The organism is Nonomuraea sp. NPDC003709 (assembly GCF_040610775.1).
GTDB classification, from domain to species: Bacteria; Actinomycetota; Actinomycetes; order Streptosporangiales; family Streptosporangiaceae; genus Nonomuraea; species Nonomuraea angiospora_A.
In genome coordinates this window covers 351,156-368,947 of sequence record NZ_JBEXMW010000010.1, presented here as the reverse complement: position 1 = coordinate 368,947, position 17,792 = coordinate 351,156, and the positions used below count along the sequence as shown (strand labels likewise).

The following is a 17,792-nucleotide window of genomic DNA, read 5'->3' as shown; positions in this document are numbered from 1 at the left end:
ATGGAACAGATGCTGGGTCAGCGCGCCTCGCGCAAGGAGCAGGCGCTGTGGATGCTGGAAGAGCTGGTCCCCGGTACCGGGGTGAACAACCTGGGCGTGGCGTTCAGCGTGGCGAGACTGCCGAGCCGCACCCTCATGCTGGACGCGATCAACCACGTCCTGCGCCGGCACGAGATCCTGCGCACGGTCTTCGGGATCGAGGCCGAGGGCATGACGCGGGAGGTCCTGCCGCCCGAGTACGCCGAGCTGCGCTTCGAGGAGGGCGGCCGGGGAGCCACACGCGAGTGGCTGACGGAGTTCGTGGCCCGGCCGTTCCGGCCGGACGGCGAGCTCCTGGTGCGTGCCGCCGTCCTGGAGGAGGAGGCGGGCGAGGTCTACTGCCTGGCGATCCACCACTCGATCTTCGACGGGCTGTCGTCCGCGCTGCTGATGAACGAGCTCGCCGCGACCTACAACGCCCTCGCGGCGGGCGAGTCGCCGCCGCGCGACACCGTGCCGGCCTGGGAGGAGCCGGCCGCCGACCCGCGCAGCCGGGAGTTCTGGCACGACAAGCTGGACGGGTTCCGCGCCGACGAGCTGGACCTGTGGTGCGAGCAGCCGGAAGCCTCGCAGGTCACCCTCCTCGGCGACGTGGTCAACTGGGAGCTGTCCCCCGCCGCGCGCGACGCGGCGCGGCGGATGCAGCGCGAGCTGCGGGCGCCGGAGTCGGTCGTCCTCATGGCCGCGTACGGCGTGCTGCTCGCCGCCCACGGCGCCGGCCCCGACCTCACCATCGGCTCACCCATCAGCGTGCGGACGCCCGAGGCCGCCACCCGGCTCGGCTACCACATCAACGTGCTCACCCTGCGCACCCGCGTGCAATGGGCGAACAACTTCCGCACGTACACGCGGCTCACCCGCCGCACGTTCATGGAGGCCATGTCGCACGCCGACCACCCGGTGGACGACCTGCTGGAGATCGTTCCGCGCGACGGCTGGCGCAACAACCTCTTCCGGCACACCTTCAACTACGTGCCCGCCGACCTGTCCGCCGAGTTCATGCTGGGCGGGCTGCGGGCCGCGCAGGTGGTGATCGAGAACGGCTTCAGCAAGTTCGACCTGGAGTTCTTCGTCACCTCCACCCCCGAGGCGATCAGGATCAGGACCGCGTTCTGCGTGGACGTCCTGGACCGGGCCGACGTGGAGCTGCTGCTGGCCCGCTTCGACGAGCTGCTCGTCACGCTCGCGGAGCAGCCCGACACACCGCTCGCGGACCTGCCCGTCTGGTGCTACCAGGACCGGGCGGCCATCGAGCTGGCCAACGCCACCGAGCGCGCCGTGACGCCGGCGACCGTACTGGACAAGATCGCCCGCCAGGTCTCCGCCGCGCCGCCGGAGGACACCGACGCGGTGCTCGACGGCGAGCGCCGCGTGGGGTTGCGCCGCCTGTGGGCCGCAGCCGAGGCCACCCGCGACGAGCTGCGGGCCGCCGGCGTGGGCAGGGGCGACGTCGTCGCGCTGCTCGCGCGGCGCGGTCCCGAGCTGGCCGCGGCCGCCGTCGGCGTGTGGCTCGCCGGGGCGGCGTACCTGCCGCTCGAACCCGACCACCCGCAGCAGCGGCTCGACTACCAGCTCGACGACGCGGGCGCCGCCGTGGTCCTCGCGGGCGAGGGGATCGTCGTCTCCGGCGACCGTACGGTCCTGCCGCTCGTGCCCGTCGACTCGGTGACGCCGGTCTCCGGCACGGTGACGGCGTTCAGCAGCGTCAGGCCGGAGGACTGCGCGTACCTCATCTACACCAGCGGCTCCACCGGGCTTCCCAAGGGCACGCTGATCGACCACTACAGCCTCGCCAACCTGATCGCGCACTTCGCGCACCAGCTGGCCGTGAGCGCGGAGGACACCGTGCTCTGGCTGACCACGTTCAGCTTCGACATCTCCGCTCTGGAGCTGTTCCTGCCCCTGACGACGGGCGCGCGGCTGGCCGTCGCGCCGGACGACGCCCGCACCCAGGGCGAACCCCTCGCGGAGGCGCTGCGGCGCTACGAGGTCACCGTCGCCCAGGCCACGCCGACCACCTGGCGTCTGGTCATCGACCAGGTGGCCGGGCAGCTGGCCGGCCGCCGCGTGCTCTGCGGCGGCGAGCCGATGCCCGCCGTCCTGGCCAAACGGCTGTCCGCGACCGGGTGCGAGCTCTACAACGTGTACGGCCCCACGGAGACCACCATCTGGTCCACCTCCGGCCGCATCGACCCGGCCGCCGACCGCGTCGACGTGGGCGTGCCCATCGCGAACACCAAGGTGTACGTCTCCGCCCCCGACGGCCGCCCGCTGCCGATCGGGACCCGGGGCGAGCTCTGCATCGCCGGCGACGGGGTGGCCATCGGCTACCACAACCGCCCGGAGCTGACCGCCGAGCGGTTCGGCGAGCACCCCCAGTACGGCCGGTCCTACCGCACGGGCGACCTGGCCCAGTGGACGTCCGACGGCCGGCTGGAGATCCTCGGCAGGCTCGACCGCCAGATCAAACTGCGCGGCAACCGGATCGAGCTCGCCGAGGTCGAGGGCGTGCTGCTGACCCACCCGGACGTCAGGGCCGCCGCGGTGGTGGTCGTCGGCGACCCCAGCGCCGACGCCGTCCTGTGGGCCTTCGTGGTGGCGCCGGAGCGCCCCGAGGTCACCTCGGAGCTGTGGGAGCACGCCAGCGCCTCCCTCCCGTACGCCGCGACCCCCCAGGAGTACGTGACCGTGGACGCGTTCCCGATGACGGGCAACGACAAGGTCGACTACCCCGCCCTCCGCCGCCTGGCCACGGAGCTGCGCGACGCCGAGAACAGCGTGGAGGAGGAACTCCCGTCCGAGAGCGGGGACGAGCTGGTCGACTCCCTGGTGGCGCTCTGGAAGGTCATGCTCAACCGCAACGATCTCGGCCCCAACAGCCACTTCTTCGCGCTCGGCGGGCACTCGCTGCTGGCGGTCAAGCTGCTGCAGGAGATCAAGCGGGAGACCCAGATCCGGCTCAAGCTCAAGGACATCTTCGAGGAGCCGACGCCGGCCGGCCTCGCCCGGCGGCTGCAGGCGGCCGGCGCGAACCTCTGACGAACCCGCGGCCGGGTCCGCACCCGGCCGCGGGCGTGATGCAGGCACTACTCGATAGGCGGGTTCTCTCGTGTCGGACAAAGCCGTCGTTCCCCATGCCCCTTCCACCTCTCCGCCGACCCTCGAATCGATGCGCGCGGACATCGCGGGCCAGCTCGACCTCGACCCCTCGGCGGTCACCGACCACGCCGACCTGATCAGCCTGGGGCTCGACTCGCTCCGCGCGATGCGGCTGGCCGGGCGGTGGCGGCGCGCCGGGGCCGGTATCGCGTTCAGCGAGCTGGCGACGGAGTTCACGCTCGCGGCCTGGTGGTCGCTGGTCAGCTCGCGACTGTCCCCGGCCGTGGAGGTCCCCGCGCCGGAGCCGGTCGTGGACGAGGCGGCGCCGTTCGCGCTCACCCCGGTCCAGCTGGCGTACTGGATCGGGCGCGGCGACGGGCAGGTCATCGGCGGTGTCGGCTGCCACGCGTACCTGGAGTTCGACGGCTCCGGCATCGACCCGGCGCGGCTGGAGCGGGCCGTACGCGCGCTGATCGACCGGCACGGCATGCTCCGCGCGATCTTCCACGACGACGGCACCCAGCAGATCACGGACACCAGCCCCTGGCCCGGCCTGACCGTGCACGACCTGACGGAGCTCGGGGAGGAGGCCGCCGAGGCCGTCAGGGAACGGCTGTCGCACCGCCGCTTCGACGCCTCCAGGGGCGAGGTCTTCGACGTGCGGCTGTCGCTGCTGCCGGGCGGCCGCACCAGGGTGCACTTCGAGGTGGACTTCCTGGTCGCCGACGTGCTCGGCCTGCAGATCCTGCTGCGGGACCTGGCCATGCTCTACCTGGACCCGGACCGGCCGCTCCCTGAGCTGGCCTGCTCGTTCCCCCGATATCTCGCGGCCCGCGACGCCGAACGCGCGGCGCGGCGCGCACGGGACCAGGAGTACTGGCGCGGCCGCCTGGACGAGCTCCCCGGCGCGCCCCAGCTGCCCCTCGCCGTGGAGCCCGGCCGGATCGCCCGGCCCCGGTTCGTCCGCCGCGAGAGGTGGCTGTCCCTCGACTCGTGGCGGCGGATCCAGGAGCAGGCCCGCGCGTACGGGCTGACCCCCGCCATGGTGCTGGCCACCGCCTACGCCGAGGTGCTCGCCGCGTGGAGCGGCGAAAAGCGCTTCCTCCTCAACCTGCCGCTGTTCGACCGGGACGAGACCGTGCATCCGGACGTGGCCCACCTCGTCGCGGACTTCACCAACCTGATCCTGGTGGCCGCCGACCTGTCCGAGGCGCAGCCGTTCGCGGAGCGCGCCAGAACCCTGCAGGCCCGCTTCCGCGCCGACGCGCGGCACACCGGGTACTCCGGCGTCGAAGTGCTCCGCGACCTCGCCCGCGGCGGCGAGCACATCGGGGCTCCGGTGGTGTTCGCCTGCAACCTGGGCACCGAGCTGATCGTCCCGGAGGTACGCGAGGCCTTCGGCGCTCCCGGCTGGATGATCACGCAGACGCCGCAGGTGTGGCTCGATCACCAGATCAACGAGTACGACCATGGGCTGCATCTGGCGTGGGACGCGGTGGAGGAGTTGTTCGCGCCGGGTGTGTTGGATGCGATGTTCGCCGCTTATGGGGGGTTGTTGGAGTGGTTGGCGGAGGGGGATTGGTCGGTTGCTGCTCCGGTGGGGTTGCCTGCTGGTCAGGTGGTGGTGCGGGAGCGGGTGAACGCTACTTCGGGGTCGTTGCCGGAAGGCGTTTTGCACGAGGGGTTCTTCGGGTGGGCTGCCCGTGAGCCTGATCGTGCGGCGTTGATCGGTGATGGCCGGGTGGTGTCGTATGGCGCGCTGGCGGATCAGGCGTTGCAGGTCGCGGGGCATCTGCGGGCGGCTGGGGTCGTGACAGGCGATGCGGTGGGGGTCGTGCTGCCCAAGGGATCGGACCAGATCGCGGCGGTGTTGGGTGTTCTTGCCGCTGGTGGGGTGTATGTCCCGGTGGGGGTGGATCAGCCGGTCGCCCGGCGGGAGCGGATCTTGTCGCGAGCGGGTGCGCGCCATGTCCTGACCGGTCTGCCCGGGGAGTCACAAGGGTTGGCCGAGCCGGTGATGGTCGCGCCGGATATGTCGGCATACGTGATTTTCACGTCGGGGTCGACGGGCGAGCCGAAGGGGGTGGAGGTCTCTCATCGGGCGGCGTTGAACACGATCGAGGACATCAACCAGCGCTTTGGCGTGGGTCCGGACGATCGGGTCCTGGCGGTGTCGGCGTTGGACTTCGACCTGTCGGTGTATGACATCTTCGGCCTGCTGTCCGTGGGTGGCGCGCTGGTAATGCCCGAAGAGAGCGAACGGCGTGATGCCCAACGCTGGGCGGAGCTGTGCGCCGCGCACGGGGTGACGATCTGGAACACCGTCCCGACCTTGCTCGACATGCTTCTGCACACCACGTCTCCGAGTTTGCGGCTGGCGTTGGTGTCGGGTGACTGGGTGGGCCTGGATCTGCATGCGCGTCTGGCCGCTCAGAGCGAGTGCCGGCTGGTGGCGTTAGGCGGCGCGACGGAGGCGGCGATCTGGTCGAATGCGTGGGAGGTGGATCGGGTCCCGGCGCATTGGACGTCGATTCCTTACGGATTGCCGCTGCGTAATCAGCGGTACCGGGTGGTGGACGGGCGCGGTCGGGACTGTCCGGACTGGGTGGCGGGGGAGTTGTGGATCGGCGGCGCCGGTGTCGCCATCGGTTATCGGGGAGATCCGGAGACGACGTCGGCCAAGTTCGTCGAGAGCGGTGGCGAGCGTTGGTATCGGACCGGGGACCTGGGCCGGTATTGGCCGGACGGGACGCTGGAGTTCCTGGGGCGGGCCGATCATCAGGTGAAGATCCGGGGACATCGGATCGAGCTGGGGGAGATCGAGGCCGCCCTGGAGGCGTCTTCGCAGGTGGCCCGCGCGGTGGCGGTCGCGGTCGGGGATCGGCGGCAGCGCCGGTTGGCCGCTTTCGTCACGCCTGAGGACGTCGATCTCGACAAGCTGCGTTCGTTCCTGTCCGATCGGCTGCCCGGCTATGCCGTCCCGCCGACGATCACCGTACTGGATCGGCTGCCGCTGACCGCCAACGGCAAGATCGACAGAAGTGCACTCACCGCCCTGGTCATCGAGACAGCGGAGAGCACCGTCCAGGAGCCGCCCGTGGGACCGGCCGAGACCGTGCTCGCCAAGATCTGGGCCGACCTGCTCGAACTCCCGGTCGTACAGCGCACGGACAGCTTCTTCGCCCTCGGCGGCGACTCCCTGCTCGCCACCCGCATGATCGCGCGCCTGCGTGCGGAAGGCGTCGCCGACGCCAGGCTGAGCCTGCTGTTCGAGACGCCCGTGCTGGCGGACTTCGCGGCCACCTTCACCGTGGGGGAGGCGGTTGCGCCCGCTCCCGTGCTGGTCCCGGACGTCGAGCACCGGCACGACCCGTTCCCGCCCACCGAGGTGCAGCGGGCCTACTGGCTCGGCCGGGCCGAGCACTTCACGCTCGGCGGCGTCGGCTGCCACTTCTACACCGAGTTCGACGGCGACATCGACCTCGAACGGCTGGAAACGGCCTGGAACCTGCTGATCGAGCGGCACGAGATGCTGCGCGCGGTCTTCGACCAGGACGGGCTCCAGCGCATCCTGCCCGAGGTGCCGCGCTTCGCCGTCGCCGCCGTCGACAGCGTCGAACAGCTGCGCGAGCAGATGTCGCACCAGGTGCTGGACGTGTCCAGCTGGCCGCTGTTCGACGCTCGGGCCGCCCGCCACGACGGCGGGGTACGGCTCGGCGTCAGCTTCGACAACATCATCGTCGACGCGCTCAGCATGATGGTCTTCTTCGCCGAACTCGACCAGCTCTACCACGACCCCGACACCGTCCTGCCGCCGATCGAGGTGTCGTTCCGCGACTACGTGCTCGCGCAGGAGCCCGATCCCGCGGTCTTCGAGACGGCCAAGGAATACTGGGCCGCCCGGCTGCCCGAACTGCCGCCCGCCCCGAGGTTGCCACTGCGCGTGGACCCGGCGCTGATCGACCGGCCCCGGTTCGCCCGCCGCGAGCTCCGGATACCGGCCGAGCGGTGGCGTACGATCACGGATCTGGCCAGGCGGCACGAGCTGACCCCCGCCACCGTGCTGGCCGCCGCCTTCGGCGAGGTCCTGGGCAGGTGGAGCGGCCAGGAGGCGCTGACGCTCAACCTCACGCTGTTCGACAGGCGGGAGGTCCACCCCGACATCCACCGCGTGCTCGGCGACTTCACCTCCCTCCTCCTCGCCGGCTACCGGTCGGGAGCCGGCTGGCTGGACGGGGCGCGCGGGCTGCAGGAAGAGGTGTGGCGCGGGCTCGAACACGGCGAGGTGTCGGCGGTCTGGGTGATGCGGGAGCTGGCCAGGCGGAGCGACTCGATCGAGATGACCATGCCGGTCGTGTTCACCAGCACGCTCGGCGTCGCCGGCGGCGGCGCGTTCGGCCCCTCCTTCGCCGAGCAGGTCTGGGGAGTGTCGCAGACCCCGCAGGTCTGGCTGGACAGCCAGGTGGGGGAGGTCGAGGGAGACCTGCTGGTCCGGTGGGACGCGGTGGAGGAACTGTTCGCGCCGGGTGCGCTGGATGCGATGTTCGCCGCCTATGGGGGGTTGTTGGAGTGGTTGGCGGAGGGGGATTGGTCGGTTGCTGCTCCGGTGGGGTTGCCTGCTGGTCAGGCCGTGGTGCGGGAGCGGGTGAACGCTACTTCGGGGCCGTTGCCGGAAGGCGTTTTGCACGAGGGGTTCTTCGGGTGGGCTGCCCGTGAGCCTGATCGTGCGGCGTTGATCGCTGACGGTCAGGTGGTCTCGTATGGCGCGCTGGCGGATCAGGCGTTGCAGGTCGCGGGGCATCTACGGGCGGCTGGGGTCGCAACAGGCGATGCGGTGGGGGTCGTGCTGCCCAAGGGACCGGACCAGATCGCCGCTGTCTTGGGTGTTCTTGCCGCTGGTGGGGTGTATGTCCCGGTAGGGGTGGATCAGCCGGTCGCGCGGCGGGAGCGCATCCTGTCGCGAGCGGGTGCGCGTCACGTCCTGACCGGTCTGCCCGGGGAGTCACAAGGGTTGGCCGAGCCGGTGATGGTCGCGCCGGATATGTCGGCGTATGTGATCTTCACGTCGGGGTCGACGGGCGAGCCGAAGGGGGTAGAGGTCTCTCATCGGGCGGCGCTCAACACGATCGAGGACATCAACCAGCGCTTTGGCGTGGGTCCGGACGATCGCGTCCTGGCGGTGTCGGCGCTGGACTTCGACCTGTCCGTCTTCGACATCTTCGGCCTGCTGTCGGCGGGCGGTGCGCTCGTTCTGCCGCAGGAGGAGGAGCGGCGGGATGCGCAGGCTTGGGCCCGATTGTGCGCCGCGCACGGGGTGACGATCTGGAACACCGTCCCGACCTTGCTCGACATGCTCCTGCACACCACGGCTCCGAGTCTGAGGCTGGCGTTGGTGTCGGGTGACTGGGTGGGCCTGGACCTTCACGCGCGGCTGGCCGCTCAGAGCGAGTGCCGGTTGGTGGCGTTGGGCGGCGCGACGGAAGCGGCGATCTGGTCCAACGCGTGGGAGGTCGATCGGGTCCCGGCGCATTGGACGTCGATCCCTTACGGATTGCCGCTGCGTAATCAGCGCTATCGGGTGGTGGACGGGCGCGGCCGGGACTGCCCGGACTGGGTCGCGGGAGAGCTGTGGATCGGCGGCGCAGGCGTCGCCATCGGGTACCGGGGAGATCCGGAGACGACGTCGGCCAAGTTCGTCCAGCACGAGGGCGAGCGTTGGTATCGGACCGGGGACCTGGGCCGGTACTGGCCGGACGGGACGCTGGAGTTCCTGGGGCGGGCTGATCATCAGGTGAAGATCCGGGGGCATCGGATCGAGCTGGGGGAGATCGAGGCCGCCCTGGAGGCGTCTTCGCAGGTGGCCCGCGCGGTGGCGGTCGCGGTCGGGGATCGGCGGCAGCGCCGGTTGGCCGCTTTCGTCACGCCTGAGGACGTCGATCTCGACAAGCTGCGTTCGTTCCTGTCCGATCGGCTGCCCGGCTATGCCGTCCCGCCGACGATCACCGTACTGGATCGGCTGCCGCTGACCGCCAACGGCAAGATCGACAGGGGAGCTCTGTCCACCCGGCTGGAACCTCTGCCGGATGACGACCCCCCACGCCCGGGCGCGGAGGCGCTGCTCGCCGAGCTGTGGGCCGAGCTGCTGGAGATCCCGCCGCCGGGCCGGGGCCAGAGCTTCTTCGCCCTCGGTGGCGACTCTCTGCTCGCCACCCGTTTCGCCGAGATCGTACGGCGGCGGCTCGGCGTGGAGCTGTCCCTGCGCCGCTTCTTCGCCACTCCCACCATCGCCGACTGCGCCGAGGCGATCGGCCTGACGGCGGACGACACCCAAGAGACGGAAGAGGGCGTGCTGTGACCCAGGCACCGGCCGTACACGAACTCATCGCCGACATGGAGGCCGCCGGGATTCGGCTGTGGGAGGACGACGGCAGCCTCCGCTTCCGGGCGCCCAAGGGAGCGCTGACCGAGGATCGGCGCGCGGCGCTGATCGGCGCGAAGCCCGAGATCATCGCGCACCTGCGCCGCGAGTCCGAGGCCGAGACGGTCCGGCCCGAGCCCGAACGCCGCCTCGACCCCTTCCCGCTGACCGACGTCCAGCAGGCCTACCTGCTCGGCCGCAACGACGCGTTCGGCTACGGCGGAGTCGCCTGCCACGGCTATGTCGAGGTCTCCTTCCCCCGGCTCGACCCGGAACGGGTGCAGGCCGCGTGGCGCGCCCTGATCGCCCGCCACGACATGCTCCGCGCCGTGATCCACCCCGACGGCCACCAGCAGGTGCTCGCCGAGGTCCCGGGCTACGAGGTCCGCGTGACGGACCTGCGCGGCACCGACCCGGAGGAGCGGCTCGCCGCCGTCCGCGAGGAGATGGCGAACACGGTCTATCCGGCGGGCAGCTGGCCCCTGTTCGAGCTGCGGATCTCGCTCACCGATCGCGGAGCCCTCCTGCACGCCTCGATCGACCTGCTCATCGCCGACTACGTCAGCATCCAGCTGCTGCTCGGCGAGCTGCACCTGCTGCACGAGAACCCCGACGCCGACCTGCCCCCCGTCCCGGTCAGCTTCCGCGACTGCCTGCTGGCCCTGCGCGCGCAGCGCGAGAGCGCCCGTTACGACCGGGATCGCGCCTACTGGTGGGAACGGATGGACGACCTGCCGCCCGCGCCCGAACTGCCCGCGCTCGACCAGGCCGCCGTGGACGCCCGGTTCGGGCGGTGGGAGAGCAGGGTGGAGCCGGCGGAATGGGCGCGGTTACGCACCCGGGCCGCCGCGGCCGGCATCACGCCGTCGCAGGCCGTGCTGGCCGCCTACGCCGAGGTCATCGGGAGGTGGAGCCGGCGGACCAGGTTCACGCTCAACCTGACGCTGCTCGACCGCCCGCCGCTGCACCCGTACATCGACCGGGTCGTCGGCGACTTCACCACGCTCAACCTGCTCGCCGTCGACACCACGCCAGGCCGGTCCTTCGCCGAGCGCGCCCACGCCATCGGCCGGCAGCTCTTCGCCGACATGGAGCACCGCCGCTGCGGCGGCATCGAGGTCATACGGGAGCTGGCCCGCCGGCGCGGCCGGGACGCCGCGCTGATGCCGGTGGTGTTCACCAGCGCCATCGGCCTCGGCCGTGACGACGCCGAGCACGGCACGCCGGAGTACGGCATCAGCCAGACGCCCCAGGTGTGGATCGACTGCCAGGTCAAGGAGCACCGCGACGCGCTGCTGGTCAACTGGGACGTGCGCGCGGGGGTGTTCCCCGAAGGGCTCGTGGACGACATGTTCGCCGCGTTCACCGCGCTCCTGCACGGCCTGTCCTCGGACGAGGCCTGGTCGTCGGAGGACCCCGTCGAGCTGCCCGGAGCGCAGGCGCGCCGCCGCGCCCTCGTCAACGCCACCGCCGCGCCGCTCCCGGACGGGCTGCTGCACGAGGAGGTCGTGGCCCAGGCACGCCGCACACCGGAACGAACCGCCGTCGTCACGGGCGCCGGTTCGATCACGTACGGCGAGCTGCTGGGCCGGGCCGCCGGGGTGGCGCGGGCGCTGCGCGAGGCGGGGCACCGGTCCGGCGAGATCGTCGCCGTGGTCATGGACAAGGGGGTCGAGCAGGTCGTGGCCGTGCTCGGCACGCTGCTGGCCGGCGGCGCCTACCTGCCGGTCGACACCGGGCAGCCACCGGCGAGGCGCGACCGCATCCTCGCCGACGCCTCGGCCCGCCTGGTGCTCACGCAGTCCTGGCACGCCGAGCACGACTGGATCGCCGTCGACACCCTCCCGCCGACCCACGCCGAGCACGCCTTCTCGCCGGCCCACGCCGAGGACGGCGTCCGGCGGCATCCTGACGATCTGGCCTACGTCATCTACACCTCGGGCTCGACGGGCGTGCCCAAGGGCGTGATGATCAGCCATCGGGCCGCCCGCAACACCATCGACGACATCAGCGCCCGCTTCGGCGTCGGCCCGGACGACCGCGTGCTCGGGCTGGCCGGCCTGGGGTTCGACCTGTCGGTCTACGACATCTTCGGACCGCTCGCCGTCGGGGCGGCCCTCGTGCTGCCGGACCCGTCACACCGGGGCGACCCGGCCCACTGGGCCGAGCTCGCCGCCGGGCACGGGGTCACCGTGTGGAACTCGGTGCCCGCACAGCTCCAGATGCTCCAGCACTACCTGGACGCGGAGCCTGCGGCGGAGCTGCCCTCGCTGAGGTTGGCGATGTTGTCGGGCGACTGGATCCCGGTGGCGCTGCCCGGCCAGATCCGCCGCCGCGTGCCGGGACTGGACGTGATCAGCCTGGGCGGGGCCACGGAGGCCGCGATCTGGTCCATCTACCACCCCGTCGGCGACCCGCTGCCCGGCTGGGTGAGCGTCCCGTACGGCAAGCCGCTGGCCAACCAGACCTTCCACGTGCTCGACGCCGCCATGCGGCCCTGCCCGGACTGGGTGCCGGGAGAGCTGTACATCGGCGGCTCCGGCGTGGCCATGGGCTACCTCGGTGACGAGGGGAGGACCGCCGAGCGCTTCGTGCTTCACGGCGGCGAGCGCCTCTATCGCACCGGTGACCTCGGCCGCTACCGGCCCGACGGCAACATCGAGTTCCTCGGCAGGGAGGACTCCCAGGTCAAGATCCGCGGCCATCGGATCGAGCTGGCCGAGGTGGAGACCGCGCTGCAGGCACACCCCGCGGTCGCGGCCGGGACCGTGATCGTGGACGGCGACCGCGCCCTGGAACGCCGCCTGATCGCCTTCGCGCAGGCCGCCGCCCGCAAGGACGACGGCGCACCGGACGCGGAGGCTGAGCGGGGCGACACGCCGGACGCAGGGGCTGGGCGGGATGGCGGGCTCGATGTCGCGGGTGCGGCCGAGGTGGCGGCGGTCGCGGCCCTGGAGGGCGTCGATCTGGCGCGCGTCGTGGCGGTGGCCGAGACGCTCGACGAGATCGCGCTCGCGTCGATGGCGGCGGCGCTCCGTACGGGCGGCCTGTTCACCACCGAGGACGGCCATGCCCTTGAGGAGATCCTGGCCGCCGCGCGGGTCGCGCCGGACCACCACCGGCTCGTCCGGCGCTGGCTCACGGCGCTGCACGAGCGCGGACGGCTCGACCGCGACCCCGACGGGCGGTACCGGAACCTGCGCGGGGACACCGGCGTGGAGCCGCTGTGGCGCCGGGTCGGGATCCTGGCCGAAGGGCTCGACTACGGGGCCGAGCTGATCAGGTTCCTGCGGGTCAGCACCACGCACCTGTCCGAGCTGATGCGCGGCGAGCTCGACGCCCGCGAGCTGCTGTTCCCCGAGGGTGACGTGGGGACGGCCGAGGGCGCATACAAGGACAACGTGCTCAGCAGGTACGTCAACCGCATCGTGCGCGCGGTGGTCGGCCGCGTGGCCGAGCACCACACCGGCGGGCCGCTGCGCGTCCTGGAAGCGGGCGCGGGCGTGGGCGGCACCAGCGCCGAGCTGATCCCCGAGCTGGCCGGACAGCAGGTCGATTACGTCTTCACCGACCTGTCGCGGTTCTTCCTCACCCAGGCCGCCGAACGGTTCGCGGACCACCCGTGGGTGCGGTACGGCCTGTTCGACATCAACGCCGACTACCGCGCCCAGGGCTACGAGCCGAACTCCTTCGAGGTCATCCTCTGCGCCAACGTCCTGCACAACTCCCACGACGCCGCCGCCGTGCTGGCCAGGTTCCGCGAGCTGCTGGTGCCCGGCGGGTGGCTGGTGTTCATCGAGACCACCCGCGAGCACGTCCAGATCATGAGCTCGATGGAGTTCCTGATGAACCCGCACGACTACGCCGACGTGCGGCAGGGCCGCGACCGGACGTTCGTCACCCGCGACGAGTGGCTCGACCTGCTGCGCGGGGCGGGCGCCCGTACGCTCGCCTGCCTGCCCGGGCCGGGGGACCCGCTGGCGTCCCTCGGGCAGTGCGTCTTCGCGGCCCGCTTCCCCGACGACCGGGAGCGGATCGACCTGGCGGAGCTTCGGACGTTCCTCGCCGAGCGGCTGCCCGACTACATGCTCCCGGCTCATGTCCAGGTGGTCGACGAGCTGCCGCTGACGGACAACGGCAAGATCGACCGGGCGCGGCTGCGTACCCTCCTGCCCAGCACGGCAGGAGAGAGCGCGCCCGGCGGCGAGGAGCCGCGCGACGACCTCGAACGGCGGCTGGCCGCCCTCTGGGCCGAGCTGCTCGGGCTCCCGCGCGTCCAACGGGACCAGGACTTCTTCGCGCTGGGCGGCGACTCCCTGCTGGTCACCCGCCTGGCCGGGCGGGTGCGCGAGGAGCTGGAAGAGGCGAGCGGCTTCTACTGGGACAGCCTGGTCCGCCAGCTCGTCAACCAGCCGACCGTCGCCGCGCTGGCCGCCCATCTCCGCCAGGCCCGCGACGACCGTGAACAAGGGCTGCCGCGAACGCACGCCAGCCCGCTGGTACGCCTGTCCGGAGACGGGACGAAGGGCGGTTCGGTGCGGGTGCTGCTGCACGACGGCACCGGCACCCTGACCCCGTACCGGGCGCTCGTCCCCGAGCTCTCCGGGACGCCGCTGCTCGGCCTCGTGATCAACGACGCGGAGCGCTACCTGGAGCTGGACCCCGCGCAAACGGTGGAATCGCTGGCCGGATCGTACGCGCGGCTCCTGATCGAGGAGGGCGCGGCCGGCTACCACATCGTGGGTTACTGCATGGGCGGCCTCATCGCCACCGAGGTCGCCCGCCGGCTCACCGAGAGCGGCGCGGTGGTCGACGGGCTCACCGTCGTCAGCAGCTCCCGCTTCCCCTACCGGATCAGCGACGAGCTCATGCTGGAGTACGGCTTCGCGCAGGCCTGCGGCCTGGACCCGGTCCGGCTCGGCCACCCCGGCGGAGACCTCGCCGGGGCCCTGCGGGTGGTGCTGGAGTCGTCGCCCGGACACGTGCCCGAGGGCAGCCTGGCCGCGCTCGCCGGCAGCGCGGATCCCGGCCTCGCGCAGATCGGCCGCCACTTCGCCGAACTGGCCGCCACCTCACCCACGGACCGGCTGGCCGCCGTCGCCCGTGCCCTCGGTCAACCGCAGGAGCGGGTGGACCTGGCCTACCGGGTCTTCCGGCAGAGCTTCACGGCCGTCACCCACTACGACCCGGAGCCGTACGCGGGCGACATCACGTTCCTCCGCCAGCGCGGCGTCACCAACCTCGTGCCGACGTTGCAGGACGACATGACGGACTTCTGGCAGAACCTCTGCCTGGGCCGGCTCACCGCGCTCGACATCGAGGGCGACCACTTCAGCTGCCTCAGCGGGCCGTACGCGGCCGACGTGGCGAAGCTGGTGACCGAGGTGGTCGCGTGATCGGCGTGCTCGGCGGCTACGGCGCGGTCGGCGGCACCGCGGCCCGCCTGCTCGCCGATCACCCGGGGCTGCGCGTGGGCGGGCGGGACGGGGCGGCGGCCCGGCGGTTCGTCGACGCGGAGCTGGGCGGGCACGGCGAGGCGTGGCAGGTGGACGCGCTCGACGGGGCCGAGCTCGCCCGCTTCTGCGCGGACTGCCAGGTCGTGGTGAACTGCGCGGGCCCCTCCTACCTCCTGCGGGACCGGGTGGCGCGGGCCGCGTTCGCCGCCGGGGCCGACTACGTGGACGCCGCCGGTGACGCCGCCGCCTTCGCCCAGGCCGATGCGGGCACGCGGGGACGTACGGCGGTGCTGTCGGCGGGAATGCTTCCCGGCCTCACCGGACTCGTGCCCCGCCACCTGGCCGCCCTCGCCTCCCCGAACGCCGGGCTCCGGCTGGACGTCTACACCGGCGGGCTGGATCGGCTCACCCCCGCCGCCGCCGGTGACTTCCTGCTGGCCGGGCAGGAGGAGCGGGGCGCCGCGCTGGCCGCGTGGCGTGACGGCGCCAGGGTCTCCCGCGCCCTGACCCCCGTCCACGACGTCCAGCTCCCCTACTTCCCAGGACCGGTCACCGCCTACCCCTACCTGAGCGCCGAGGCGGAGCGGGTGGCCGCGGAGCTCGGGCTGGCGGAGGCCCGCTGGTACAACGTCATCACCGGCGACGGCGTCCTCGCCGCCGCGAGCGCCGCCGGCCAGGCCGCGGACCTGACGCGCGCGGCCGAGCTCGAACTGGCCGGGCGCACCCCGTACTACGTCCTGCTCTTCCAGCTCAGCGGCCCGCACGGCACCCGCACCCTGGCACTGCGCACCCACGACTCCTACGCGCTCACCGCCGCGGTCGCCGCGCACGCGGCCATGGCGGTGCTCCGCGGCGAGGTCGCCGCGGGGCTCCACCAGGCCGACGCCGTGCTCGACCCGGCCCGGGTGCTGGCGGACCTGGAGCCCGTGGCGAAGATCGAGATCACCGAGGCGGTGGCGCCGATCGACCTGGTCGCGCCGGTGTTCGAGGAGGGCGCGCTGTGAAGCGGGTGGTGGTGTGCGGGACCAAGTTCGGCCAGATCTACCTCTCCGCGCTGCGGGACGGCCCCTTCGAGCTGACCGGCGTCCTCGCCCGCGGCAGCGCCCGATCCGCCGCGTACGCCGAGGAGTACAGGGTCCCGCTGCTCACGGACCCCGACCAGGTGCCCGAGCTCGCGGACCTGGCCTGCGTGGTCGTACGGTCGGGAGTCGTCGGGGGAGAGGGCAGCGAGCTGGCCGGCGCCCTGCTGGCCCGCGGCGTGCACGTGCTGCAGGAGCATCCGCTGCACGCCGACGAGCTGGCCCGCTGCCTGCGCACTGCCCGGGCCGCCTCCGCCGTGCACCACGTGAACACCTTGTACGTCCACCTCGACCCGGTACGCCGGTTCATCGAGACCGCCCGCCGCCTGTTCGAGCTCCAGCGGCCCCTCTACGTGGACGCCGCCTGTAGTGTCCACGTCGCCTACGCCCTGTTCGACATCCTCGGCCGGGCCCTGGGCGCGTTACGCCCGTGGACGTTCACCGCCCCGGCCCCCGGCACGCCGTTCACCTGCCTCACCGGAACGGTCGGCGGCGTGCCGCTGACCCTCCGGGTGCAGAACCAGATCGCCCCCAACGACCCCGACGCCCACCTGCACCTGCTCCACCGCGTCACCGTGGGGACGGAGGGCGGCAGCCTCACCCTCGTCAACACGCACGGCCCGCTCGTGTGGAGCCCCCGCATGTACGTCGGCCGCGACGCCGACGACCGCTTCGACACCGGCGCGGGCCACCTGCGCCTGCCCAGCGCCACCACCATCGGACCGGCGCAGGCGCCTACCTTCCACGACATCGTCACGTCCGTGTGGCCCGACGGCGTCCGGCGGGCGCTGTCGGAGCTGCGCCAGGACGTCGAAGAAGGGCGGGATCCGCTGCGCCAGGGCCAGTACCACCTGACGCTCAGCCGCCTCTGGCTCGACGCCACCGCCGCGATCGGCCGGCCCGAACTGCTGGTCCAGACGGCACCACGACCCCTGTCCGCCGCGGAGCTCACATGAACTGGTTCCACTGTTACCGGCCCAGGCCGTACGCCGGGCTGCGGCTGTTCTGCTTCCCGCACGCGGGCGGCTCCGCGAGCTTCTACCGGAGCTGGCACGGGGACGCGCCGCACTCCGTCGAGGTACGCGCCGTGCAGTACCCGGGACACGGCGATCACCGCGCCGCCCCGCTCGTGGACGACGCCGTCCACCTCGCCAAGCTCGTCACCGACGCCATGGCGCCGCTGCTCGACCGGCCGGTCGCGCTGTTCGGGCACAGCATGGGGGCGCTGATCGCGTACGAGGTGGCCCGCGCGCTGGAGGCCAGGGGCAGGGGCGTGACGCACCTGTTCGCCTCCGGCCGGCACGCCCCTCACGAGCACCGCCCCGGCGACACGCACGCCCGCTCCGACGACGAGCTGGTGGACGAGCTGGTCCGGCTCGGCGGCGTGGACCGGGAGCTCATGGACGATCCGGACATCCGCGAGCTGACCCTGCCCGCCGTACGCAACGACTACCGGGTCGACGAGACCTACCGGCACCGGCCGGGCGGCGTGCTCGCCTGCCCCGTCACCGCGCTGCTCGGGAGCGACGACCCCGAGGTGACCGCCGGGCAGGCGGCGCGATGGGGCGAGCTCACCAGGGACCGATTCGCCGTCCGCGTGATGCAGGGCGACCACTTCTACCTCGTGCCGCGGCAGGGCGACGTGATCGCGGAGCTGTCCCGCGCCATCGCCACCGCGTGGCCGTCCACACCCTGAGGAAG

General features: G+C 72.3%; 6 protein-coding genes. All 6 read left to right on the top strand.

Annotation, left to right across the window (positions count from 1 at the left end; genetic code table 11):
* The gene (locus tag ABZX61_RS30485; RefSeq protein WP_355199593.1) at positions 1–3,078 is read left to right on the top strand and encodes an amino acid adenylation domain-containing protein; all 3,078 of its coding nucleotides are present in this window, start codon (positions 1–3) and stop codon (positions 3,076–3,078) included.
* 130 nt (positions 3,079–3,208) lie between these two features.
* Positions 3,209–9,493, top strand: coding sequence for an amino acid adenylation domain-containing protein (locus tag ABZX61_RS30480; RefSeq protein ID WP_355199592.1), 6,285 nt, complete (start codon positions 3,209–3,211; stop codon positions 9,491–9,493).
* On the top strand, positions 9,490–14,952 hold the full coding sequence (locus tag ABZX61_RS30475; RefSeq protein ID WP_355199591.1) for an amino acid adenylation domain-containing protein: 5,463 nt from the start codon (positions 9,490–9,492) through the stop codon (positions 14,950–14,952). The genes ABZX61_RS30480 and ABZX61_RS30475 overlap by 4 nt, the downstream gene beginning before the upstream one ends.
* The gene (locus ABZX61_RS30470; RefSeq protein ID WP_355199590.1) at positions 14,949–16,016 is read left to right on the top strand and encodes a saccharopine dehydrogenase NADP-binding domain-containing protein; all 1,068 of its coding nucleotides are present in this window, start codon (positions 14,949–14,951) and stop codon (positions 16,014–16,016) included. The genes ABZX61_RS30475 and ABZX61_RS30470 overlap by 4 nt, the downstream gene beginning before the upstream one ends.
* Positions 16,013–17,047, top strand: a complete 1,035-nt coding sequence (locus ABZX61_RS30465; protein ID WP_355199589.1) for a Gfo/Idh/MocA family oxidoreductase — start codon at positions 16,013–16,015, stop codon at positions 17,045–17,047. Before ABZX61_RS30470 ends, ABZX61_RS30465 begins: the two co-directional genes overlap by 4 nt.
* Positions 17,044–17,787 (top strand): alpha/beta fold hydrolase, encoded by a 744-nt coding sequence (locus tag ABZX61_RS30460; RefSeq protein WP_355199588.1) that lies wholly within the window; start codon positions 17,044–17,046, stop codon positions 17,785–17,787. The genes ABZX61_RS30465 and ABZX61_RS30460 overlap by 4 nt, the downstream gene beginning before the upstream one ends.
* The last annotated feature ends 5 nt before the right edge of the window (positions 17,788–17,792 follow it).